Genomic DNA, 21,414 nt, shown 5'->3' with positions numbered 1-21,414 from the left:
CTTGGTGGGCTTTCCCCCGAGTCAATCCCCGAACCCCGATTACGGTCAAGTGCGATCGGGTTACGCTCAGTTAACAGCAGATAAAGTCCCGCCCTCGGAGAAGGGCGGGACTCGGCAGACCCTCAGGTCATCTGAGTGCCGGGGGTGCCGCCTGGGGCCCGGTGCCCCACTCGGACGGGCGCGGGCCGACCGTGAACGCGAGTGTCCTCAGCGAGCGCAGGGCGCGGGTCGTCAGGTAGGTGCGGTCGTGCGCGGCGCGGTCGGTGCGGACGCCCTGGATGTAGCGGTCGGCGGCCGAGGTGCCGGGGGCCGTGACGGTGAGGGCGCCGGTGGGCCAGTAGCGGCGGTCCAGGGCGAGGTCGACCCGGTCGAAGACGGGGGTGGACAGGCCCCAGGTGTCGTAGCCGGGCTGGACCGGGAAGACGCCGATGGACGACAGCACGTTCCAGGCGGACATGGTGCCCAGGTCGTCGTTGCCGGTCATCCCGGTCGGGGTGTCGGTGAACAGGGTCAGCGCCGCGTGCACCACGTCGGTGGTCTTCCAGGGCTGCCCGGTGGACAGATAGGTGTACGGCGCGATCAGGTCGGGCTCGTTCTGCGGGTTGTACTTGTCGGCGTCGTAGTAGTCGTACGCGTTGCCGTGCACCCACACCTGGCGGGCGGTCGCCTCGGGGTCGGCGAGCAGCCTGTCGTAGGCGAAGAAGGAGTCCAGGCGCCGTTCGGCCGCCTGCTTGCCGCCGATCAGGCCGATCATGCCGGGGAGGTCCTGCGGCACCAGCCACTGGTACTGCCAGGAGGTGCCCTCGTGGAAGCCCACGCTCCGCGCCGGGTCGGCCGGTCCGGTGAAGGCGCCGGAGGCGTCGCGGGCGCGGAAGAAGCCGGTCGCGGGGTCGAAGACGTTGCGGTAGTTCCGGGACCGGGCGGCGTAGCGGTCGGCGTCGGCCCGGTGGCCGAGGGCGCGGGCCATCTGGGCGAGCATGGCGTCGGAGAGGGCGTACTCCAGGGTGACGGAGCCGCCGAAGTGGTAGTCGGAGTCACCGTTCTTGGCGTAGGGGCGGCCCTTGACGTAGGGGGCGAAGCCGTGGGCCAGGTACTCGGCGTTGGATTCCCGGCCGACGCCCGGATTGGCGGTGGGCGGCACGCCGTCGGCGTTCTTCCTCAGGGCCTGGTAGGCGCGGTCCTCGAAGCCCTTGAGCAGGCCGAGGTGGAAGGCGGTGGTGAGGAAGGGGGTCACCGGGTCGCCGGTCATGATGTTGGTCTCGGCCGGGCCGTAGCCCCACTTCGGCAGCCAGCCGCCGTCCTCGTCGATCCGCACCACCGAGCGGGCCATGTCGCGGGCCTCGCGCGGGGCGAGCAGGGCGAGCAGCTGGGCCTGGGTGCGGTAGGTGTCCCACAGGGACCAGTTCTGGTAGTAGGTGAAGCCGCGCGCGTGGTGCGGTTTCTGGTCCCAGCCCAGGTAGCGGCCGTCGGCGTCGCCGCCGATGTTGGGCGCGAGGAACGAGCGGTACAGCGAGGAGTAGAAGGTGCGGCGCAGCGCCGGGTCGCCGCCCTGTGCCCGGACGGTGGAGAGCCGCTTCTCCCACGCCTCGCGGGCCCGCCGACGCACGGTGTCGAAGGATGTCCCGCCCTCGGCGCGCAGGTTGGCGGCGGCGCCGCGCGCGTCGACGTACGACAACGCGGTGGTCGCCTCGACCGTACGGTCCCCGGTGGTGTCGAACCGGACGTACGCCCCGCCCGTCCCGCTCCGCGCCCCCGCCGTGACCGCGCCGGAGTCCCAGGCGCCGTACGCGGTGAAGGGGCGGCTGAACCGGGTGACGGTGTACACGGAGTACGGGCCGGTGTCCCGGCAGAAGCCGTGGCCGGAGATCTTGGTGCGTACGGTGCGGTCGTCGAGGATCTCGACCTCGGCGCCGCCCGGCTTGTGCAGCGACTGGGCGGCGTTGAGCAGGACGTTGGCCTGCTTGGTGGCCGGGAAGGTGTAGCGCTGGACGCCGGTGCGGGCGGTGGCGGTGAGTTCGGCGCGGATGCCGGTGCCGAGGCCGACGCGGTAGTAGCCGGGGCTCGCCTCCTCGTCGTCGTGGGAGAACGCGGCGGCGTAGCGGGCGTTGTCGGTGGCGGTGACCTCGCCGGTGGTGGGCAGCACGGGCAGGTCGCCGCCGATGCGGCAGCCGACGCCGGAGACGTGGACCAGGGAGAAGCCGCGGATGTGGTCCTGGGTGTGGTCGTAGCCCGTCCGGTGCCCGGTGTCCGGGGAGAGCTGGACCATGCCGAACGGCACGGCGGCGCCGGGAAAGGTGTTGCCCTCGTTCTGGGTCCCGATGAACGGGTTGACCAGATCGGTGAGGTGGCCGTCGGACGGTTCGGCGGCGTGGGCGGGGGTGGCGGCCAGCGCGGACGCTGCCATCACCCCCGCCAGCCACAGCCGGGTGCGCCGGGTCCCTCTCATGTCGGATGACCTCCGCTGGTTCGACGTCGTTGCCTGCATCGTGCGGGGCGAACGGCGTGAACTCGGGCATCCGGGACGGTTCGAGGGCGGCGCGTCGCGGTGTCGGGGTCTCCTGGCGGTGGGTCAGGTGACGAGCTGGCCCTTGCCCAGGGCGATCACTCCGCCCTGGGAGACGGTGTACAGCTCGGCGTCGCGGTCGGGGTTGACGCCGATGGTCGCGCCGGGCGGGACCTCCACGTTCTTGTCCAGCACCGCGCCGCGCACCACCGCGCCCCGGCCGACCCGGACGTTGTCGTGCAGCACCGAGCCCTGGACCACCGCGCCGGGGTCGACGCGCACCCCGGGCGAGAGCACGGACCGGCTGACCTGGCCGCGGACCAGGCAGCCCGCGCTGATGATGGACTCGCTGGCGATGCCGCCCGCGCTGAACCGGGCCGGGGAGAGCTGGTTGGAGTGCGTGTAGATGGGCCACTGCCGGTTGTACAGGTTGAACGCGGGCCGCTCGGCGATCAGGTCCATGTGGGACTCGTAGTAGGCGTCCAGGGTGCCGACGTCCCGCCAGTAGCCCTGGTCTCGGGTGGTCTCGCCGGGGACGTGGTTGTCCTGGAAGTCGTACAGCTGGGCCTCGCCGCGGCCGGTGAGCTGGGGCAGGATCGAGCCGCCCATGTCGTGCGCCGACTGCTCGTCCTCGGCGTCCCGTTGGAGGGCCTCGATGAGGACCTTGGTGGTGAAGACGTAGTTGCCCATGGAGGCGAACACGCTGGCCGGGTCGTCGGGCAGGCCGGGCGGGTCGGTGGGCTTCTCCAGGAAGCGCTGGACCGTGCGGCCGTCCGAGCCCGGAGTGATCACGCCGAACGACGAGGACTCCGCGCGCGGCACCCGGATTCCGGCGACGGTGACGCCCGCGCCGCCCTCGATGTGGCGGCTCAGCATCTGCCGGGGGTCCATGCGGTAGACGTGGTCGGCGCCGAACACCGCGACGTACTCGGGCTGTTCGTCGTGGACCAGGTTCAGCGACTGGAGGATGGCGTCGGCGCTGCCCAGGTACCAGCGCGGGCCGAGGCGCTGCTGGGCGGGGACGGGGGTGACGTAGTTGCCGAGCAGGCTGGACATCCGCCAGGTGGTGGTGACGTGCCGGTCCAGCGAATGCGACTTGTACTGGGTGAGCACGCAGATCCGCAGCACGTCGGCGTTGACCAGGTTGGACAGGACGAAGTCGACCAGCCGGTAGGTGCCGCCGAAGGTGACCGCGGGTTTGGCCCGGTCCGTGGTGAGCGGCATCAGCCGCTTGCCCTCACCGCCGGCCAGCACGATCCCGAGAACCGAAGGACCTCCTCGGCGCATGGCGCCTCCCCTCCCCTTGGTTGAATCCACGAATGCCCTGGCATCCGCCGGATCAATCCTGCTTACGGATCTCCTCGTACAGTCCCGCGGTGCGCCGGGCCACCGCGTCCCAGCCGAACTCCCCCACCGCGCGGGCCCGTCCGGCCTCCCCCATCCGCCGCGCGGCGACCGGGTCGGCGAGGACGGTGTCCAGGGCGCGGGCGAGGTTCCCCTCGAAGTCGGCGTCCGCGTCGACGAGCAGTCCGGTGCGGCCGTGGTCGACGACCTCCGGGATGCCGCCGACGCGGGAGGCGACGACCGGGGTGCCGCAGGCCATCGCCTCCAGGTTGACGATGCCGAGCGGCTCGTAGACCGAGGGGCAGACGAACACAGCAGCGTGGGTGAGGAGTTGGACCACCTCGGCGCGCGGCAGCATCTGCGGAATCCAGAACACCCCGGCCCGGACCGCGCTGAGTTCCTGGTAGTGATCCCGGAACTCCCGGTCGATCTCCGGGGTGTCGGGGGCGCCCGCGCACAGCACGACCTGGGTGTCCGGGTCGATCTCCCGTACCGCGCGCAGCAGTTGGGGGACACCTTTCTGCCGGGTGATGCGGCCGACGAAGAGGACGTACGGCCGCTCGGGGTCGATGCCGTGCCTGCGCAGGGCGTCGGTGCCGGGGTCGGGGCGGTACAGGCGGGTGTCGATGCCGTTGTGGACGACGTGCACCCGGTCCGCGTCCAGCGCGGGGTAGCAGGCGAGGATGTCGTCGCGCATGGCGCCGGACACGGCGATCACGGCGTCCGCAGACTCGATGGCGGTGCGCTCGGCCCAGCTCGACAGGGCGTAGCCGCCGCCCAGTTGCTCGGCCTTCCAGGGGCGCAGCGGCTCCAGCGAGTGCGCGGTGGTGACGTGCGGGATGCCGTACAGCAGCTTGGCGAGGTGGCCCGCGAGGCCCGCGTACCAGGTGTGGGAGTGGACGAGGTCGCTGCCCTGGAGGGCGGCGGCCATGGAGAGGTCCACGGAGAAGGTGCGCAGGGCGTCGTTGGAGCCGTCGAGCACGGGCCATGGGCGGTGCCGTACGACGCCGACGCCCCGGCCCTCGCCCCAGCAGTGCACCTCCAGGTCCACGAGTTCGGCCAACTCACGGGCCAGGAACTCCACATGGACGCCCGCACCGCCGTACACGTCCGGAGGGTACTCACGCGTCAGCAGTCCCACTCGCACCCGGTGACTCCCAGCGTTTCGGCGGCAGTTCCCTTCATGGTCACCCAGAAGCGGCGCGCGGGGAAGAGCCCGGCGGGCGGGTGAAGCAACAGTCCCCGCAGACGCCTCCGCCGGGGACCCGGTAGTAGAGGCAGCAGCTGCGGCGGCGGAAGCGGGTGCCCGAGCGGACGCCGGTGTCGCGCAACAGGGGGTGTGCGAAGAGGGAGTCGGTGAGGGTCATGGCTTGGTGGACCACGTCGGCACGGGAGTTGGCGCGGGCCCACTGGTCCAGCTGCCGTGCTGCTCCGGCGAGTGCGGAGGCGGCGTTGCCCCACAGCAGTCCGGGCGCGACCCCGTATCGGCGGGTCAGGGCTTCCCCTAGGGGCTCCAGGTGGGCGTGCAGCACGGTGTCCGCGAGGGTGTGCGCGTCGCCGGGCAGCGACCGCACCTCGGTCAGCCACAGGTCGTCGGGGGCGGTGGCGGCGGGGTCCCAGCGCAGTAGGCGGGGGTCGAGGTCGGGCAGCCGGCCGTACAACGCGGCGGAGGCGAGCGCGGCCGACCAGAGCCGGGCGGCGAGCCCTTGCTGGGCCAGGGAGGCGCAGACCCGGTGTTCACGGACGCGCAGCCGGTCCGCGACGACACCGACCCGCTCCGCGAGGGCGTCGGGCTGAACACCCGTCAGCTGTCCCGCGTATGTCTGGTCGAGAGGAGAGGCCGTCGGGCCCGCGGGGCGGCCGGTGCGCAGGACGAAGAAGCCGCCGAGCGGGCGCAACGCGGTCAGGCCGGGATCGAGTTCCACGGTCAGCACTTCTACCAGTCCCCGAGGGTGCGGTCGCCGAGTCACCCGCCTTGGGGATGATCGGGGCGCCCTCGTACTCCATCGGCAGTAGGACGCATCGGGTGCTCAGGGACGACGATCTGGCGGCCGCGAGCGGGCAGAGTATCCGGCATGGAAGCCGACCGTGCCCCGAGCCGGGCCCGCCTGCCGCGAGGTGGCCACCGATGAGCGCCCTCGCGTTGTCCGTGCTGCTGTCCTTCGTGTCCGCCGTCGCGTACGCGGGTGGTGCCGTCGTGCAGGAGCGTGTCGCGGTGTCCTGTTCCGGTGAGCGGTTCGCGGCGACGCGCAGGCCGGGCTGGTGGGCGGCGCTGGGGCTGAACGGCCTCGGCGGGGTGCTGCACGTCGTGGCGCTGGCCTTCGGTCCGCTGAGCCTGGTCCAGCCGCTGGGCGCGCTGACCATCGTCTTCGCGCTGCCGATGGCGGCGCTGTTCGTCGGCCGGAAGGCCGGGGCGACGGCCTGGCGTGGGGCCGTCATGGCCACGGCCGGTCTCGCGGGCCTGCTCTCGCTGGTCGGCGCGTCCGGCGCGGGCTCCCTGGGCCCGGCGCAGCGTACGGGGCTGGCCGTGGTGACGGGCGGGGCGATCGTCGCGCTGATGGTGGCGGCGCGGGCCGCGCACCGGCATCCGGCGGTCCGCAGTGTGCTGCTGGCGACCGGCGCGGGGGTGGCGTTCGGCATGTCCTCGGTGTTCACCAAGACGGTCGCCGTCGATTGGAGCACGGGTGTCGCCCTCACCGCGCTGCCGTCGCTCGGGGTGATCGGCGTCCTGTCGGCGGCCGGGGTGTTCCTGTCCCAGTCGGCCTACCGGGACGGCGGGCTCGCCGCGCCGCTGGCCACGCTGACCGTGGTCAACCCGGTGCTGGCCGCCGTCGTCGGCATCGCCGTGTTCGGCGAGACCTTCCGCCATGGCACCACGGGCACGGTCCTGGCGCTGGGCTGCGCGGTGGTGACGGTCGGCGGGCTGATCCTGCTGACGACGGAGCGGCTGGGCGGCGCGGCGGAGGCGGAGGCGACTCCGGTAGACGGCGTGCGGGGCCCGGTGCCGGTCGCGCAGACCCCCGCAAGCGCCGTGACCCCTGCCGCGCGGCGGGAGCCGAGGTGGCCCGCGGACCCCGACGCGCCCGTGGTCGCGGTGCTCACTCCCGTGGCCGGTGAGGACGCCGGGCCGAGGCCGGGTGACGATGACGGGGAGATCCCCGCCAGCGCTCGCCCCCTGCCTCGGCCCGACGTCCCGTTGTGCGCCTGACTGGGCCTGACGGTCAGAGCTGGGCGCCGTGTGCCCGGAGGTAGGCGACCGGGTCGAGGTCGCTGCCGAAGCCGGGGCCGGTGCGCATCTCGAAGTGCAGGTGGGGACCGGTGACGTTGCCGGTCGAGCCGGAGCGGCCGATGCGCTGGCCGACGCTCACGCTCTGCCCGGACCGCACGGAGATCGCGGAGAGGTGCGCGTACTGCGAGTAGCGGCCGTCATGGTGCCGGACGACGACCTGGTAGCCGTAGGAACCGCCCCAGCCCGCCGAGACCACGACGCCGCCCGCGACGGAGTGGACCGAGGTGCCGGTGGGCACCAGGAAGTCGACGCCGGTGTGATAGCCCTTCGACCAATGCGATCCGGCGGTGCGGTAGCCGGTGCCGATGGAGGCGTGCACGGGGGCCACGACGGTGTTGCCGGAGTGGCTCGAAGACGTCTTGTGCTCGGTGGCCGCCTTGCGCTGCGGCTTCGGCGCGGCCTTCTTCGGCTCCGCCTTCGGGTGCGTCCGGTGCCTGGGGGCGGCCGTGGCGGGCGCCTTGGCGGCGCCGTGCAGGCTGAGCCGCTGGCCCGGCACGATCAGGTTCGGGTCGGCGCCGATGACGGTGCGGTTGTCCTCGTAGAGGCCGCGCCAGCCCTCCCGGACCCGGTGTTCACCGGCGATGCCGGACAGCGTGTCGCCGCTGACCACGGTGTACATCTGGGCGTGGCCCGCGCGGGACTGCGGGGTGGTCTGCGGCCGTACGTCCTGGGCGGCGACGGGTCTCGCGTGGCTCGGGGCCGACCTGGCCGGATGGCTCGGCGCGCTCTCGACGTGGGGCGCGTTCCCGCCCCGGGCGAGCCCGGCGCGCGGGCCGCAGGCGGGCCAGGCGCCGGGGCCCTGCCCGTCGAGGACCTTCTCGGCGACGGTGATCTGCTGCGCCCGGGTGGCCTGGTCGGCGCGGGGCGCGTACCGGGTGCCGCCGTACGCCTCCCAGGTGGAGCGGGTGAACTGGAGACCGCCGAAGTAGCCGTTGCCGGTGTTGATGCTCCAGTTGCCGCTGGACTCGCAGGCCGCGACCTTGTTCCAGGTGGAGGCGTCCGCCGCGTCCGCGGCGCCCGCCGCGACCAGCGGCATGGCGAGTCCGGCGCCTCCCGCCGTGACGGTGAGTGAGGCGCGGTTGATCCTGCTCGGCTGGTACCGGCGATGCCGGCCGCGTACGGCCATGGTCCGAAATCCCCTCGACATGCGTCAGGAGGGGCAAAAGTAAGCGCCGGGAACAGGCCAGGACAAGAGCGGAATCCGGCCTGCCATCGGTTCAAGTGGCCAGGAACCGGCATCGGTTGAGGTCGGAGGTTTTCGGGACCCGGCGAACTGAGCCGGGAGCGGTCCCCCGTCCGTACTGATGCCTGGCGAGCCGGATGTGCGCTCGCCGGGGCGGCACGACAGGATGGGCCGCGAGGCCCGGACCGACGGAGCCGCAGCAACGACGCAGCTAGGGAGCAGGCGGTATGAGCACACACGCGCAGATCGGCGTCACGGGCCTGGCGGTCATGGGCCGCAATCTCGCCCGGAACTTCGCGCGCAACGGCTACACGGTCGCCGTCCACAACCGCACGGCGTCGAAGACCCGCGAGCTGGTCGAGGAGTTCGGCGGCGAGGGCGACTTCGTCCCGGCCGAGACCGCCAAGGAGTTCGTGGAGGCGCTGGAGCGGCCGCGCCGACTGGTGATCATGGTGAAGGCCGGGGAGCCGACGGACGCGGTGATCGAGGAGTTCGCGCCGCTGCTGGAGCCCGGCGACATGATCATCGACGGGGGCAACGCGCACTTCGCGGACACCCGGCGCCGGGAGCGGGAGCTGCGCGAGCAGGGCATCCACTTCGTCGGCACCGGCATCTCGGGCGGCGAGGAGGGCGCGCTGCACGGGCCGAGCATCATGCCGGGCGGCTCGGTGGAGTCGTACGACTCGCTGGGCCCGATGCTGGAGAAGATCTCCGCCAAGGCGGACGACGGCGCCCCCTGCGTGACGCACGTGGGTCCCGACGGCGCCGGGCACTTCGTGAAGATGGTCCACAACGGCATCGAGTACGCCGACATGCAACTCATCGGCGAGGCCTACCAGTTGCTGCGTGATGTCGCCGGGTACTCGCCCGCCGAGATCGCGGACATCTTCCGCACCTGGAACCAGGGCCGCCTCGACTCCTACCTGATCGAGATCACCGCCGAGGTGCTGTCCCACGTGGACGCGGAGACCGGCGAGCCGTTCGTGGACGTGGTGGTCGACCAGGCGGAGCAGAAGGGCACCGGGCGCTGGACGGTGCAGATCGCGCTCGACCTGGGCGTGCCCGTCTCCGCCATCGCCGAGGCCGTCTTCGCCCGCTCCGTCTCCGGCCACGCGGACCTGCGCGACGCCTCCCGGCACCTCGCGGGGCCGAAGCCGACGCCGATGAGCAAGGAGGAGGCGGCGGCCTTCGCCGACCAGGTCGAGCAGGCGCTGTACGCCTCCAAGATCGTCTCCTACACCCAGGGCTTCCACCAGATCGCCGCCGGAAGCGCGGAGTACGACTGGGACATCGACCTCGGCAAGGTCGCGGCGATCTGGCGCGGCGGCTGCATCATCCGCGCCGCCTTCCTCGACCGCATCACCCAGGCCTACGAGGCCCGGCCCGACCTCCCCAGCCTCCTGGCCGACCAGGGCTTCGCCGACGAGATCGCCGCCGCCCAGGACGACTGGCGCGGTGTCATCACCACCGCCGTCACCCAGGGCGTCCCCACCCCCGCCTTCGCCGCCACCCTCGCCTACTACGACTCCCTGCGCGCCCCCCGCCTCCCCGCCGCCCTCACCCAGGGCCAGCGCGACTACTTCGGCGCCCACACCTACCACCGCACCGACCGCGACGGCACCTTCCACACCCTCTGGGGCGGCGACCGCACCGAGACCGGCGCCTGACGACGACACCCCCCGGGTGCGGCCCGCCGCACGGACCACACCCACCGAACAGCACGAAGGCTCGGGACGGACAACTCCGTCCCGAGCCTTCTTCGCGCCGAACAGGTCAGCGGTGTGCGAGTCGGGGTTCACCTGCCGCCCGACTTGATCCATGACCACCTGACGGTGCAGACCACGACGGGTGCGACAAGCATGGCCAGCAGCCACAGGCCCACGCTCGCCGGAGAGTAGATGTAGTAGCGCCAATGCTCCGGCAGGGGCGACGGCGCAAGCAGGAGCGCGATCAGCGCGGCCCATGTGATCAGCACTGCTGCTGCCATGCGTGCTGCGACCATCTCTATCGGCCCCCTCGATGGCGCTCGACTCTTCGGATCGGACAGTAAGGCGGCTGGGATGATCTCGCTGTGGCTGGTGTGACGCCCTGGACAGCCCCGTCCACCAGGCTGAGCCCACGCGCCTTCGGGAGGCCGGTGACGTTGCTGCGGCGCGAGGGTGCGCACGCGGTCCGCTGCAATCTGGACTACCCGGTCCTGGTTCACGAGGGCGGCTTCCGTTGGCTCGTCTTTGTCAGCGGCTCTGATAGCCCCCGGGGGGAATCCTCGGGGCGATCAGAGCATACGTGGACGTCCGTCCACACAGAGAGCGGCGGCTGAGCTGGTCGTACGCTCCGGTGACGGTGCTCCCGGAGGTGCCGCGGGAACAGCGGCGCCCAGGCCGCCGGTGACGTTGGCTGCCCGGCCCGCGTGGTCGTAGTCGGTCGTGGTCGGGCGGGGGTTCACCGGCGTATGGACAACGAAGGGTCGTTCCACAGCGGAACGAGGTCGAGGCGTGAGGAAGCCTCCGACGGCTCGGGGCAAGCGCCCTCTGACTGACTGACGCACATGTGGGCGCGACTCCGTGGAGGGAGTCGCGCCCACACGGGCACTCGGCCGGAACTCGCCCCTCAGTGGGTCAGCGGGGGACCCGGTTCCGGGCTGGGGACGGGCTCCGGGCCCGGCGGGATGGGCGACGGGGCGGGACCCGGAGGTACCGGACCCGGACCGGGCGGCGTCGGCTCGGGGGCCGGGGGTGTCGGCTCGGGGCCGGGCTGGGGCGGCGGTACCGGCGTCGGGTACGGGTCCGGCGGGGTGGGTCCGGGGCCAGGGCCGGGTGCCGGGGGTACGGGGTCGGGGTTCGGCTGGGTCATGACTGCCTCCGTGCGGTCGCCGTACTTCGTGGTGACCACCTTCCGGGTACCCGTCGGGCCCCGCCCCACTCCCCCGCGATCAGCGACCGGCGCGCAGCCGCTCCTTCGCGGCGGCGACCAGCGCGGGATCGGCGGCGGGCGCCTCGGCGGGATGCCGCTCGGCCCAGGAGACGACGTACGGACACAACGGCGCGACCGCCACGCCCTCCCGCCCGGCGAGCGCGTACAGCTCACGGGCGAGCGACCCCGCGATGCCCTTGCCTTCGTGAGCGGGCTCCACAATGGTGTGAACGGGGACCAGGGCGCGCGCGGGCGACTCCAGCACGAAGTACTCGATGTGCCCGACGACTTCACCTCCGGCGACGGCCTCCAGACGGCCGGCCGCCCGGTCGTCACGGATCTCGACATCACTCATGGGCATACACGCTCCTGGTCGTCGTCCATGGTCAGGCCGACACGGCCTGCGGGCTGCGCCGCTGGTCGGAACCGGGTACGGGCTCGGACGGGTCGGCGCCGAGGGACACGATGCGATTGTCCGCGTCGACATGCACGACCCGGGGCTTCAGCTCCCGCGCCTCGGCGTCGGAGACCTGGGCGTAGCTGATGAGGATCACCAGGTCACCGGGGTGCACGAGGTGCGCGGCGGCCCCGTTGATCCCGATCACCCCGGACCCCCGCTCCCCCTCGATGACGTACGTCTCCAGCCGGGCCCCGTTGGTGATGTCCACGATGTGCACCAGCTCACCGGGCAGCAGATCGGCGGCGTCGAGCAGATCGGCGTCGATGGTCACCGATCCCACGTAGTGCAGGTCGGCCTGGGTGACGGTGGCTCGGTGGATCTTGGACTTGAACATGGTGCGCAGCATGGAGGAACTCCCGATCGGTCTGCTCCCTGCCCGCGTGTCGCAGGTCAAGGGCCGTGTCCGCAGGGTACAACGACGTGAATGGACGGTCAGCGATCTCGGTCTTTCGCCAGGCGTCAGAGGGTCCGGTCCGGCAGGCGCGGATTGCTGACTTCTCCGGGGACGTCGCACCAGGGGCGCAGCTCCTTGTAGGCCTTCGCCTCGTCGTACGCAGGGTAGGAACCGTAACCACCGTAGGCTTCGACGAGGGCGACACACGCGGCCTCCGTCTTGGTGTGCACCGTCCCCGGATCAAGTTGTTCGGCGCCGTCCACCGCGGCATCGCGGCAATTGGCCAGGGCCCCGTGGTCGTCCGTCTGTTCACCCCCGGCGGCGGCCGCGTCGAGGGCCACGACGGCGTCGGCGCAGTCCCGCGGCATCTCCGTGGCCTCGAAGCCAATGCCCTCGATCAGTTCGTCCACCGCCGCCTCGGCGGCCTTGTCGTGCTTCCCGTAGGCGTACAACAGGTACTTGCTGTACGGCAGCCACCACACGCGGTGGCTGCTCTTGCGGGAGCCGTCGTAGTCGGGCAGCACATCCGTGTCGAATGTCCAGCTCATGGCCTTCTTGCCGCCGACATTCTTCAGAGGACCGTCCTTCACGGAAATCACCGACTCGTCCGTGACGGTGTCACTGTCCTCACTCTCGACGGACCACATGGAGCCGGATTCCGTCTGGCCCTCCTTGATCTGATCCAGCGTCAGGCCCGGAGAATACATGAGACGCACGCCGGTCTCGGAGTCCCCGCGCAGGGCGAAGCTGGCGCTGGTGACGGCGGTGGCTCCTGAAGGGTCGACGTTCTCGTCGTCCGGTCGGATGAACTCCAGTTCCGAGTCGGCGGAGAGCGTGACCCGCAGGCCCCCGAAGAGGGCCACCGGTTCCGGCTCCTGTTCGGCGGTCTTCTCGGCACTCGGAGACTCGGACACGGAGGGTGATGCGACGATCGGCTGTTGGCTCGCCGCTGTCCGCTTCGGCTCAGCCGTCGGGCCCGCTGCGGGATGCCGGGCAGCGTCTCCGGTCCCGCTGTTGCCGGCCGCCACGGCACCAGCCACGATGCCCAGCACCGCGGCGGCGGCCGCCGCGTAGAGGACGTTCCGGCGGCGCCGCGTACGGAGCCGGGGAGCTGTGACCCCCGAGGCGGCGGGGGGCGGTGCAGGAACCTGCGAAGAGGAAGGAACTGGGGGAACATCCCGTCGTGCGTTCTGCGCGGTCGCCGATGACGCCGACGCTCCGGGCGCCTGCCGGAGAGGGGGGTTTGGGGGTACCGGCGGGGCGGCGGTCTCCTCATCGTCCCCGAAGTCCTTGCCCACGGATTCCTCGTCGGAGGAGGGCCCGGCGGGCAGAGGGACGTTCCAGCGCATGCGATCCAGCGGCACGGTGACGGCGGAGTCGGCCCGTTCGAGGGACCGCGTGTAAGCCATGGTCGGGAAGACTGCGGTCCCCGTCGGTCCGTACACGGCAGCCGCCCGTTCGGCGATCTCTGCGGCGCTCGGTCGCTGGGCGGGGTCCTTGTGCAGGGCCTCACGGACGAGGGGCAGCAGAGCGTCGGGCACGCCCTGGAACGAGGGCGTGGCACTGATGATGCGGTGGTTGATACCGGTGGGGACACCGAAGGGGTGGGCCGCCGCCGCGGCGTAGGCGACGAGCAGCCCCCAGCAGAAGATGTCGCAGGCCGGAAGGGTAGTGCCGTCGGTGAGCTGCTCCGGAGCCATCCAGCCGGGGGTGCCGGTCGTCACCGATGTCGCTGTAATGGCGGTGGCGTCCAGGTGATGGGCGATACCGAAGTCCACGACGTGGGGCCCGTCGGCCGCCAGGAGGACATTCGTCGGCTTCAGGTCGCGGTGGGTTATCCCCGCTCCGTGGATGCAGGCCAGCGCGTGGGCGACGGCCGCCGCGAAGGTCAGCAGGTTGTCCTCTCGCAGAGGCCCGGTGTCCCGGACGTGCTGGTGCAAGGTGTTGCCCTGCACGTAGGCGGTGGCCAGCCAGGGCAGCGGGGCATCGGGGTCGGCGTCGATCAGCGGTACGACGTAAGGGCCGGTGACCCGGCGGAGCGTGATGGTCTCCCGGTGGAAGCGGGCCCGGTGTGCGGGGTCGTCGGCGAAGCCCTGGTGGAGGACCTTGACAGCGAGCGGACGTCCGCTGTCGGGGTCGATCGCGTAGTAGACCGTGCCCATGCCGCCGGTTCCGAGGTGCCGTATCGGCCAGTAGGGGCCGATACGTTCGGGCAGGCTCACCGGCACAGGGCACTCCTCGGTGCCGGGCACGGCCGTACGGCCGACACCGTCCGTCCGCAGAGATCACATCGCGGACCGTGCTGACGGGTCATGCATCCCCCTGGTGTTCTGCGCCTTCACGTACCGATCGGGACGGTGCGACGCGGCCGACTTCAGGCGTCGGCAAGCTTGTGACCGACCGGAGACTCGCCTTTGCGCGCAGTCGACGGCCGTGCGATGAAGCCCCCCTCATCAGCGGAGACACTCTAGTACCGGATCTTCGACCGGCGGCAGAGGGGTACTGGCGCCCCTCGCACAACAGTCCGTCGCACCCCGTCGACTCCCGACCGGCTCGCGCGCGCAGGCGGCCTTCGTCGGTGGCAAGGAGTTCACCGATAGCAAGGACGACCCCGAAGGCTCACTGAGGGCTTGACCTCGACCAGACGTGCGGGACGGGATCTGGTCGACCCACGACGAGATCCCGGAATTTTTGACCCTTCGGCTTACTGGCCGAGTTGGGCACCTCGGCCTGCTCCTCAAAGGCGGGACCCTGCCGCCCGGGACGATCGCGTCACAGACCGGCCCTCTCCAGCAGGACCTTCAACGCGCCCGGCTTGACCTTCTGCACGGACCGGACCTGGCCGAGCTCCAACTCGTCCCGGCTCACCGGATCGCCGTACAACAAGTCCGTGGGCTCGGGCAGCAGAGTCACATCGACCCGGTAGGCGAAGTCGGGATCGCCGGGGTCCTCGTGCGGCTCGTTGTCGACCTCGGCCACCGCCGCGACCGCCGCCTCCGGTTGGCTGAAGAAGAACCACAGGCGGTCGCCCGGGTACATGCGGTTGCGTCGGCTCAGCCAGAGTTCGAGTTCGGGATGCTCGTGAGCGAGGTGGCGCACGGTCTCCTTGTCCGAGAGCTCTCCGTCAAAGGTGTCCTTGTTCGGATTGAGGGTGTAGATCCAATCCTGCACGATCTCTCCCGCCGCCGTCGTGCCCGCTACGTAGGAACGATCTCGCCCTGCTGAGCATGGTGCCAGCCTCCCTGCCGCACACACAGGAAGTCGACCGACCTGGCCACATCCCGGAAACCGTCATGTGCGCACGGTGGCGGCGCCGACTGCTTTCCACACGCCCCCACCCCCGCCGCGGCACTCCGTGCGCTGGACCGCACCCACTCCATGCCCACGCTCTGGGAGGCCGTCGTCCGCCGTCTCGGTGCCGAGGCTGTCGGTCCCTACGGCGGCCACGCCGTACCCGGCGGAAGCGGCATCACCGTCCACGGAGACCTGGGAAACGTCTCGGCCTTCCGCTCCGACCTCCTGCTCAGGTGCCCCGGTCGCAACGGAACGCCTTCCACGCTTCTGCCGGTGGACGCCAAATACAAGCGCTACGAGCGCCATGGTGTGAGCGCGGCCGACGTCCACCAGTTGCTCGCCCGGCGGACTCTGCAAGTACGCGGGCTCCATGGCATGTTGGGCGTCATCCATGTCCTCGGTATCGGTACCTGCGTCACGCCCGCACAAGCGACAGCGTGGGTCGGCTCGGTGCTGCGCTGACCGCTGGACGCTGCGCGGTCAGCAACAGTTCAGCAGGGAAGCTTCGCAGCCTGGTCCTCCTCTTCGAAGGCCGCGCCGCCGATGTCGGCGTCCCGCCCGTCGGCGACCCCTTGCCAATAGCCGGTGCCTTTGAACTTCGTCGGGCGGGCCTTGTCCAGTGTCGGGTACTTGCCCGCGAGGCGCGCCTCGACCACCGCCGTCCGGTCGGCGAGGACCAGAGCAACACTGCGGCCGCTCGCCCCGCCCCCACCTGCTTCGGTTCCCTCCTCCGTGGTGACCTTCGCGGCCTGCTGGGCGGCACCGATCCGTGCGGTCACCTCACGGATGAACCCGAGCATCCAGGAACGCTTGTAGGCACGGGCGTCCTCTCGCTCCGGGCGGTGCAGGCAGTCCGCCCGGTCCGCGCCGTCCAGCATCTGCAGGCGCAGGCTCGCGAACAGCACCTCGGTGGCCTGCAGGTCGGTCTCGAAACCGAAGAGGTGGACACGGTGACGATTGTCCTTGCCACCGGGATATACGGAACGGCAGCGCATCTCGTGGCCGATCCTGGCGAGCAGCCGGCGCCCCTCCTTGACGTACGGCGGGTAGAGATCGACGATCCGGTCCACCGGCCGCTCCGGCTCGGCCACGTCGTCGAGCATGGCCTGCTCGATGCCGTACTTGGCCATCAGTTCGGTGGCCTTGTCGAGGTACGCGTGCGCCTCCACCTCGGTGGCGCCTGAGTTCTCCGCCTTCCGCAGCAGCCCCCTGACCTTGCCGAGCAGTGCCTCCGGCAGTCCGTCACGCGCGGACCGAGCAGCGGGCGCGGACGTACCGGAATCGGTCGCGACGCGGTCGTCAGAGCGGGTCCTGGCGTCCTCCGCATCGCTCTCGTCCTCGGGGCCGTCCTCGCCCTCGCGGGCGATCAAGTCCGCCAGGTCCTCCGGGTCCGGGACAAGCTCCGACAGCACCTCGAGCGCCCAGCGTCGCCAGGCGACGGTATCGTCCTCACGGACTCGCGCCCGGACCGAGCGGAGCCGCTGAAAACGCCCGTCGGCGCCTGCCACGATGAACTCAAGTCGTGCGTATCCGAGTTGGGCTACCGCCAGCAGACCGCACAGGTCGAAGGCGCTGTCGGAGGTGTAGTCGATCTCGATGCCTGGCTCGGGATACCATTCCTCGTTCTCGTCGCTCCGGCCCCCGAAGAGGTCGGACAGCAGGCTCCGGGTCGCCGCGCCGGTCCGGACCCGGAGGATAGACCTCGACGGCTTCCCGGAGTAGGCCAGCGCTGCTGCCCTCTCCTCCCGGGACATGACGATGCGGTACCAGACGGGGACCGTGCCGAGCATGCCGTGCCAGGTCGTCTCACCCAGCTCATGGTGTTCCCGCACCTGCCGTTCGACGTCCGCGCTCAGTCGCTCGTCCTGCCAGGCCTCCGCGCCCGGCTGCTCCTGCGCGTCGAGGAACGCGTCCAGGTAGTCGACGGCGGAACGCCGCGCACCGTGCCTGCTGTCGTCGAACAGGGCACGCTCACAAGCAGAGAGGGCGTCGATGACCGGCCGGAGCACGAGCGACATGTATCTCTTGCCCGCTTCGGACAGCTCCGCGAGGAATGCCCGGGTGGGCTCCGAACCTGCGGCGTGATGCCTGCGGCACCACGCTTCGAGCTGTTCGACGCGGGCCTCCTGTTCGACCAGCCATGCCAGGTGCCGCGCGCCCTGGAGATGCTCCTCCCGCACCAGCACCGCGTCCTGGACCGCGGCGGCCGTGCCCGGCTCGTCCAACACGGCCTGCGCCAGCAGTCTCAGCGGCTCAGGCTCGCCTGCGATGAACTCCGTGGGTGTGACAAGTTGCCTGCCGTGTCGACGTGGTGCCCACTCCGGACGATCGACGGCGCCCATCCCCGGGATGTCCGCCGACCAGCGCACCCGCCACTCCGCGAGGTCATGTGCCAGGTCGTCAGTGGCCTGCTGCGACCACCTCCACCGCCACAGCAGCATCTTCTCCCAGCCCTCGGTGTTCCAGGACCACAGGGCCGGTTCGCCGCTCACCGCGAGCCGGGACCGGAGTTCTCGTACCGCCCCCTCCAAATCATGAAGGTGTCCCCGGGGGATCAGCCGCTCCAGCCACCCGGCGGTCCCGGCCACGGACTGGGCCCGCGCCTCGTCCGCAGCCACCCGGGCGACCGTCACCGCCGCGACCAGTGTCAGGTCTCCGAGGTCAGTGGGAAGCAGCTTGTACAGCCGGGGTCCGGCGGTCTCCAGCACGGCGGCCAGGTCCCCGGCCCTGATCTCCAGCCAGTCCGCCCGCCCCTGCCGGAACTCCTTCTCCGCCGGCCCGTCCGTACCGCTCACTGCCATGTGATCCCCTCCCGGATGCGAAAGGACATTCTAGGAAAGCCGGGTGGTGGAAACGGGGGGGCGGGCTGTCAGTGGGGGCCAGTACGCTGCAGGCAAGATCGAACCAGTGGGCGTGAGGGGGGATTTCCGTGGCTGACGACCCGGAGTTCCGGCTGAGGTTGCCGAACGGCAGGATGGTGGCCCGGGGACGGCTGCTGACGGAGAGGGGCGCGAAGGGAAGCCGGAAGTTCGTCGTGCTGGCGGGATCTCCGGTCCGGGCCAACACCGTGCCCTCGTTCGCGACGCGGAAGCCGCCGTCGTACTACACGCGCCAGCAACTGATCGACACAGGGGTGATCCGCAGATCTGACCGTTGGCCCGGATGCCTGGAGACCATGTCGGACATCGAGTGCACCTCGCCGTCGTCCGCCGCCGAAATCCTCATGGGATGCAGTGTCAACGGCTGGGGAGTATGGAAGACCCCCGATGGCGTGTCGCTCATCGATTGGCTCGGACAATCACCGGCCGTACCCAACAGGCCATGGCTGGTGCGCGGTTCGAACGTCACCGGCCTCGACCTGGTCCAGCGCCTCTGGCTCCCGGAGGGACTCGTCACCCTCGCCGCCACCCGCCTGCGCCAAGGCGTCCGGCAAGGCATCGGCAAGGACGAGCTGCGCACCCTGATCCAGGAGGACTACGAGTCCACGGCCACCTACAGCCGACAGCAGACACTGGTCGAGGACCTGCACGCCTTCCTTTCCCGGATGAAGCCGGGCGACACCGTCTGTACCATCTCCGGCGGGCATTTGTACGTCGGTGAAGTCACCGGCGAGCCGGAGCAGCATCAGTCCGAGGACCGGCGGTCCAACCTGCGTCGACCGGTGGAGTGGCAGCCGAGCGGGCACCCGTACGACGAACTTCCCGAGGAGCTACAGCAGAAGCTGTCCAGCCAGCACGATGTCGTCGACCTCACCTCCGTCCAAGCCCACATCGAGGGTCTCGGCCTGACCGACCAGGAGTTGGTCGAGGAGGCGGAGGCGATAGAGCGTGACCCGAGCATGGAGATCCCGGCGCTCACCGCCCGCCGAGAGCTGGAGCTGCCCGAGCCGACGGACACTCTGGCTGCGGAACTCCTCGTCCACGACACCGAGTGGCTGCGTGAAGTTCGCGATCTGCTCTGGGACGAACGGCAGCTGGTGCTGTACGGGCCGCCCGGCACCGGTAAGACTTACCTGGCGCTGAAGCTCGCCGAGTTCTTCGGTGGCGGACCCGAGCAGGTGAAGCTCGTGCAGTTTCACCCCTCATACGCGTACGAGGACTTCTTCGAGGGCTTCCGGCCTCAGGAGGACCCACAGACCAGAGAGGTCGCGTTCAGGCTCACCGCGGGCCCGTTGCGCGAACTCGCCGACCTCGCCTCCCGCGAGGGAAACCGGCACATCCCGCACTTCCTGATCATCGACGAGATCAATCGTGCCAATTTGGCCAAGGTCTTCGGCGAGTTGTACTTCCTGCTGGAGTACCGCAACAAGTCGGTTCGGCTGACCTACTCCGGCGACGACTTCGCGCTGCCGCCGAACCTGTTCGTCATCGGCACGATGAACACCGCCGACCGGTCCATCGCCCTCGTGGACGCGGCGATGCGGCGTCGCTTCGCCTTCGTCGAACTGTCACCGCGTACGGAGCCGACACGCGGCCTGCTGCGCCGCTGGCTGGCCAAGGAGGGCAAGGACACGGAGGCCGCCGATCTGCTTGATGCGCTCAATTCCCGTATCGACGAACCCGATTTCCGGATCGGGCCGTCCTACCTGATGAAGAAGGGCGTGTACAAGGAGGACGGCTTGCAGCGGACCTGGCGGACCAAGATCCTTCCGCTGCTCGAGGAACACCACTACGGGGAGGGTATCGACATCGAGAAGCGGTACGGCCTGGCAGCACTGACAGAGTCCCTCGGGTGACGTCCACCGTCGCACTGGTCGAGCATGCGCCGGCCGTGAGCATCACCCTGCCGGAAGCCCTCGGCCGGGCACTGGCAGCCGGGGACATCGTGGACGCGGCCCCGGATCCGTACACCCCGGGTCGGTGGTCGCTGCGGGCGCGCAGCAAGGTGGGGGCGGTGTCCGTCACCGTGCCCGGAGTTGCCGAACCGGTCACTGTGCGGATCACCTCCAAGGTTCCCGTCGCCCGCCTCTTCTTCCTGATCGGCTACAGCCTCGACCCGAAAAAGGGCCAGCGGGACGGAATGGTCGATGTGGCGGAGCATCCGGAGTTGCTTCCGGCACTCGCCCACTCCGTGGAACGGCAGGTCGATCGGGCCCTGCGGCAAGGTCTGCTGCAGGGGTACCGGGAGACGGAGGAGTCGGCCCTCGTCGTCCGCGGTCGCGTTCGGGAGGCCGAACAGATCCGGCGGCGCTTCGGCGCGACCCTGCCCGTGGAAGTGGCGTACGACGAGTTCACCACCGACGTCGCGGAGAACCGCATCCTGCGCACCGCGGTCGAGCGTCTCCTGCGCCTGCCCGGCGTCCCCCGCGATGTCCGTCGAAGGCTCCTTCACCAGCGCGCCCGCCTCGCCGATGTCACCGCGATCGTGCGCGGTCGATGTGTCCCGGACTGGCACCCCACCCGTCTCAACTCCCGCTACCACCAAGCCCTGCACCTCGCCCGGCTCGTGCTGGACGGCTCCTCCGTCGAGCACGCCCCGGGTGGCCTCCGTATCGACGGATTCCTCTTCGACATGAACAAGCTCTTCGAGGACTTCGTGACGGTGGCCCTGCGGGACGCGTTCCGAGGCACCGGTCACACGGCCCGGCTTCAGGACCCGCACCACCTCGACCTGGCAGCCTCGATCCGCATGAGGCCCGACTTCGTGCTGTACGGCGCGGACGGGTCGCCGTGTGGCGTGGTGGACGCCAAGTACAAGGCGGAGAAGCGGCACGGTTTCCCGGACGCCGACCTCTATCAGATGCTCGCCTACTGCACGGCCCTCGGTCTGCCGGAAGGACATCTGGTGTACGCGAAGGGCAACGCCCCGCACGCCGCTCACCAGGTACGTCACGCGGGCATCGTCATCCATCAGCATGCCCTCGACCTCGACCAGGAACCGGCTGGGCTGCTCGCGGACATCGAGAAGGTCGCCGACCGGCTGGTGAACACCTAGCGCGTATGAAGGTCTCCGTCGCCGTGGTCAGGGTCTCCCGGTCGACGCGCTCACAGGTCGGCGGCCGAGGCGATGCCTCCCGGACAGCGGCACGCCGTGC

General features: G+C 70.7%; 16 protein-coding genes. 5 read left to right on the top strand and 11 right to left on the bottom strand.

What is annotated here, in order from left to right:
- Positions 1-127: 127 nt before the first annotated feature.
- From ACIPPM_RS04930 to ACIPPM_RS04915, 4 genes are all read right to left on the bottom strand, one after another.
- A complete protein-coding gene (locus ACIPPM_RS04930) occupies positions 128-2,446 on the bottom strand; it encodes a GH92 family glycosyl hydrolase (protein WP_401443031.1) in 2,319 nt (772 codons plus the stop codon).
- A gap of 123 nt (positions 2,447-2,569) precedes the next feature.
- Entirely contained in the window at positions 2,570-3,790 is a 1,221-nt protein-coding gene (gene glgC / locus ACIPPM_RS04925; protein ID WP_401443028.1) for a glucose-1-phosphate adenylyltransferase, read from the bottom strand.
- Between the two features lie 52 nt (positions 3,791-3,842).
- Complete coding sequence (gene glgA, locus ACIPPM_RS04920; protein WP_401443026.1) at positions 3,843-4,994, bottom strand: glycogen synthase; 1,152 nt, start codon at positions 4,992-4,994, stop codon at positions 3,843-3,845.
- 40 nt (positions 4,995-5,034) lie between these two features.
- Entirely contained in the window at positions 5,035-5,772 is a 738-nt protein-coding gene (locus ACIPPM_RS04915) for a (2Fe-2S)-binding protein (RefSeq protein ID WP_401443024.1), read from the bottom strand.
- A gap of 203 nt (positions 5,773-5,975) precedes the next feature.
- On the opposite strand from ACIPPM_RS04915, the gene ACIPPM_RS04910 reads away from it, so the two are divergent.
- Entirely contained in the window at positions 5,976-7,055 is a 1,080-nt protein-coding gene (locus ACIPPM_RS04910) for a DMT family transporter (RefSeq protein ID WP_401443022.1), read from the top strand.
- Positions 7,056-7,068: 13 nt separating this feature from the next.
- On the opposite strand, the gene ACIPPM_RS04905 is transcribed toward ACIPPM_RS04910, so the two are convergent.
- Complete coding sequence (locus tag ACIPPM_RS04905) at positions 7,069-8,262, bottom strand: transglycosylase family protein (protein ID WP_401443019.1); 1,194 nt, start codon at positions 8,260-8,262, stop codon at positions 7,069-7,071.
- Between the two features lie 284 nt (positions 8,263-8,546).
- On the opposite strand from ACIPPM_RS04905, the gene gndA reads away from it, so the two are divergent.
- A complete protein-coding gene (gene gndA, locus ACIPPM_RS04900; RefSeq protein WP_401443017.1) occupies positions 8,547-9,986 on the top strand; it encodes an NADP-dependent phosphogluconate dehydrogenase in 1,440 nt (479 codons plus the stop codon).
- Between the two features lie 128 nt (positions 9,987-10,114).
- On the opposite strand, the gene ACIPPM_RS04895 is transcribed toward gndA, so the two are convergent.
- The 5 genes from ACIPPM_RS04895 to ACIPPM_RS04875 form a co-directional block, all read right to left on the bottom strand.
- Positions 10,115-10,306, bottom strand: a complete 192-nt coding sequence (locus tag ACIPPM_RS04895) for a hypothetical protein (protein WP_401443015.1) — start codon at positions 10,304-10,306, stop codon at positions 10,115-10,117.
- Between the two features lie 945 nt (positions 10,307-11,251).
- On the bottom strand, positions 11,252-11,587 hold the full coding sequence (locus ACIPPM_RS04890) for a GNAT family N-acetyltransferase (RefSeq protein WP_401443013.1): 336 nt from the start codon (positions 11,585-11,587) through the stop codon (positions 11,252-11,254).
- Between the two features lie 31 nt (positions 11,588-11,618).
- On the bottom strand, positions 11,619-12,038 hold the full coding sequence (gene panD, locus ACIPPM_RS04885) for an aspartate 1-decarboxylase (RefSeq protein WP_401443011.1): 420 nt from the start codon (positions 12,036-12,038) through the stop codon (positions 11,619-11,621).
- A gap of 113 nt (positions 12,039-12,151) precedes the next feature.
- Positions 12,152-14,308 carry a serine/threonine protein kinase gene (locus ACIPPM_RS04880; RefSeq protein WP_401443009.1) on the bottom strand — a complete coding sequence of 719 codons (2,157 nt, stop codon included), beginning with the start codon at positions 14,306-14,308 and terminating at the stop codon, positions 12,152-12,154.
- A gap of 550 nt (positions 14,309-14,858) precedes the next feature.
- A complete protein-coding gene (locus tag ACIPPM_RS04875; protein ID WP_401443007.1) occupies positions 14,859-15,257 on the bottom strand; it encodes a hypothetical protein in 399 nt (132 codons plus the stop codon).
- A gap of 207 nt (positions 15,258-15,464) precedes the next feature.
- Between ACIPPM_RS04875 and ACIPPM_RS04870 the strand changes: the two genes are divergently transcribed.
- Positions 15,465-15,842, top strand: a complete 378-nt coding sequence (locus ACIPPM_RS04870; protein WP_401443005.1) for a hypothetical protein — start codon at positions 15,465-15,467, stop codon at positions 15,840-15,842.
- A 29-nt stretch (positions 15,843-15,871) separates the two neighbouring features.
- Here ACIPPM_RS04870 and ACIPPM_RS04865 read toward each other — a convergent pair whose 3' ends face one another.
- Complete coding sequence (locus ACIPPM_RS04865) at positions 15,872-18,181, bottom strand: DUF2786 domain-containing protein (RefSeq protein ID WP_401443003.1); 2,310 nt, start codon at positions 18,179-18,181, stop codon at positions 15,872-15,874.
- Between the two features lie 173 nt (positions 18,182-18,354).
- On the opposite strand from ACIPPM_RS04865, the gene ACIPPM_RS04860 reads away from it, so the two are divergent.
- Both ACIPPM_RS04860 and ACIPPM_RS04855 read left to right on the top strand, forming a co-directional pair.
- On the top strand, positions 18,355-20,115 hold the full coding sequence (locus ACIPPM_RS04860) for a DUF4357 domain-containing protein (protein WP_401444195.1): 1,761 nt from the start codon (positions 18,355-18,357) through the stop codon (positions 20,113-20,115).
- Positions 20,112-21,314 (top strand): McrC family protein, encoded by a 1,203-nt coding sequence (locus ACIPPM_RS04855; RefSeq protein WP_401443000.1) that lies wholly within the window; start codon positions 20,112-20,114, stop codon positions 21,312-21,314. The genes ACIPPM_RS04860 and ACIPPM_RS04855 overlap by 4 nt, the downstream gene beginning before the upstream one ends.
- Positions 21,315-21,414 lie beyond the last annotated feature (100 nt).

The organism is Streptomyces sp. NPDC090119, assembly GCF_044747085.1.
Classification (GTDB): domain Bacteria; phylum Actinomycetota; class Actinomycetes; order Streptomycetales; family Streptomycetaceae; genus Streptomyces.
This window is presented reverse-complemented; position numbering and strand designations above follow the sequence as displayed.

Excerpts from the sequence above, each read along its gene's own strand:
- ACIPPM_RS04895 (WP_401443015.1), bottom strand. The coding sequence starts at position 10,306 with ATGGCAGCAGCAGTGCTGATCACATGGGCCGCGCTGATCGCGCTCCTG.
- glgC (WP_401443028.1), bottom strand. The coding sequence starts at position 3,790 with ATGCGCCGAGGAGGTCCTTCGGTTCTCGGGATCGTGCTGGCCGGCGGT.
- ACIPPM_RS04930 (WP_401443031.1), bottom strand. The coding sequence starts at position 2,446 with ATGAGAGGGACCCGGCGCACCCGGCTGTGGCTGGCGGGGGTGATGGCA.
- ACIPPM_RS04865 (WP_401443003.1), bottom strand. The coding sequence starts at position 18,181 with ATGGCAGTGAGCGGTACGGACGGGCCGGCGGAGAAGGAGTTCCGGCAG.
- panD (WP_401443011.1), bottom strand. The coding sequence starts at position 12,038 with ATGCTGCGCACCATGTTCAAGTCCAAGATCCACCGAGCCACCGTCACC.
- ACIPPM_RS04860 (WP_401444195.1), top strand. The coding sequence starts at position 18,355 with ATGGTGGCCCGGGGACGGCTGCTGACGGAGAGGGGCGCGAAGGGAAGC.
- gndA (WP_401443017.1), top strand. The coding sequence starts at position 8,547 with ATGAGCACACACGCGCAGATCGGCGTCACGGGCCTGGCGGTCATGGGC.
- ACIPPM_RS04910 (WP_401443022.1), top strand. The coding sequence starts at position 5,976 with ATGAGCGCCCTCGCGTTGTCCGTGCTGCTGTCCTTCGTGTCCGCCGTC.
- ACIPPM_RS04870 (WP_401443005.1), top strand. The coding sequence starts at position 15,465 with ATGCCCACGCTCTGGGAGGCCGTCGTCCGCCGTCTCGGTGCCGAGGCT.
- ACIPPM_RS04905 (WP_401443019.1), bottom strand. The coding sequence starts at position 8,262 with ATGGCCGTACGCGGCCGGCATCGCCGGTACCAGCCGAGCAGGATCAAC.
- ACIPPM_RS04890 (WP_401443013.1), bottom strand. The coding sequence starts at position 11,587 with ATGAGTGATGTCGAGATCCGTGACGACCGGGCGGCCGGCCGTCTGGAG.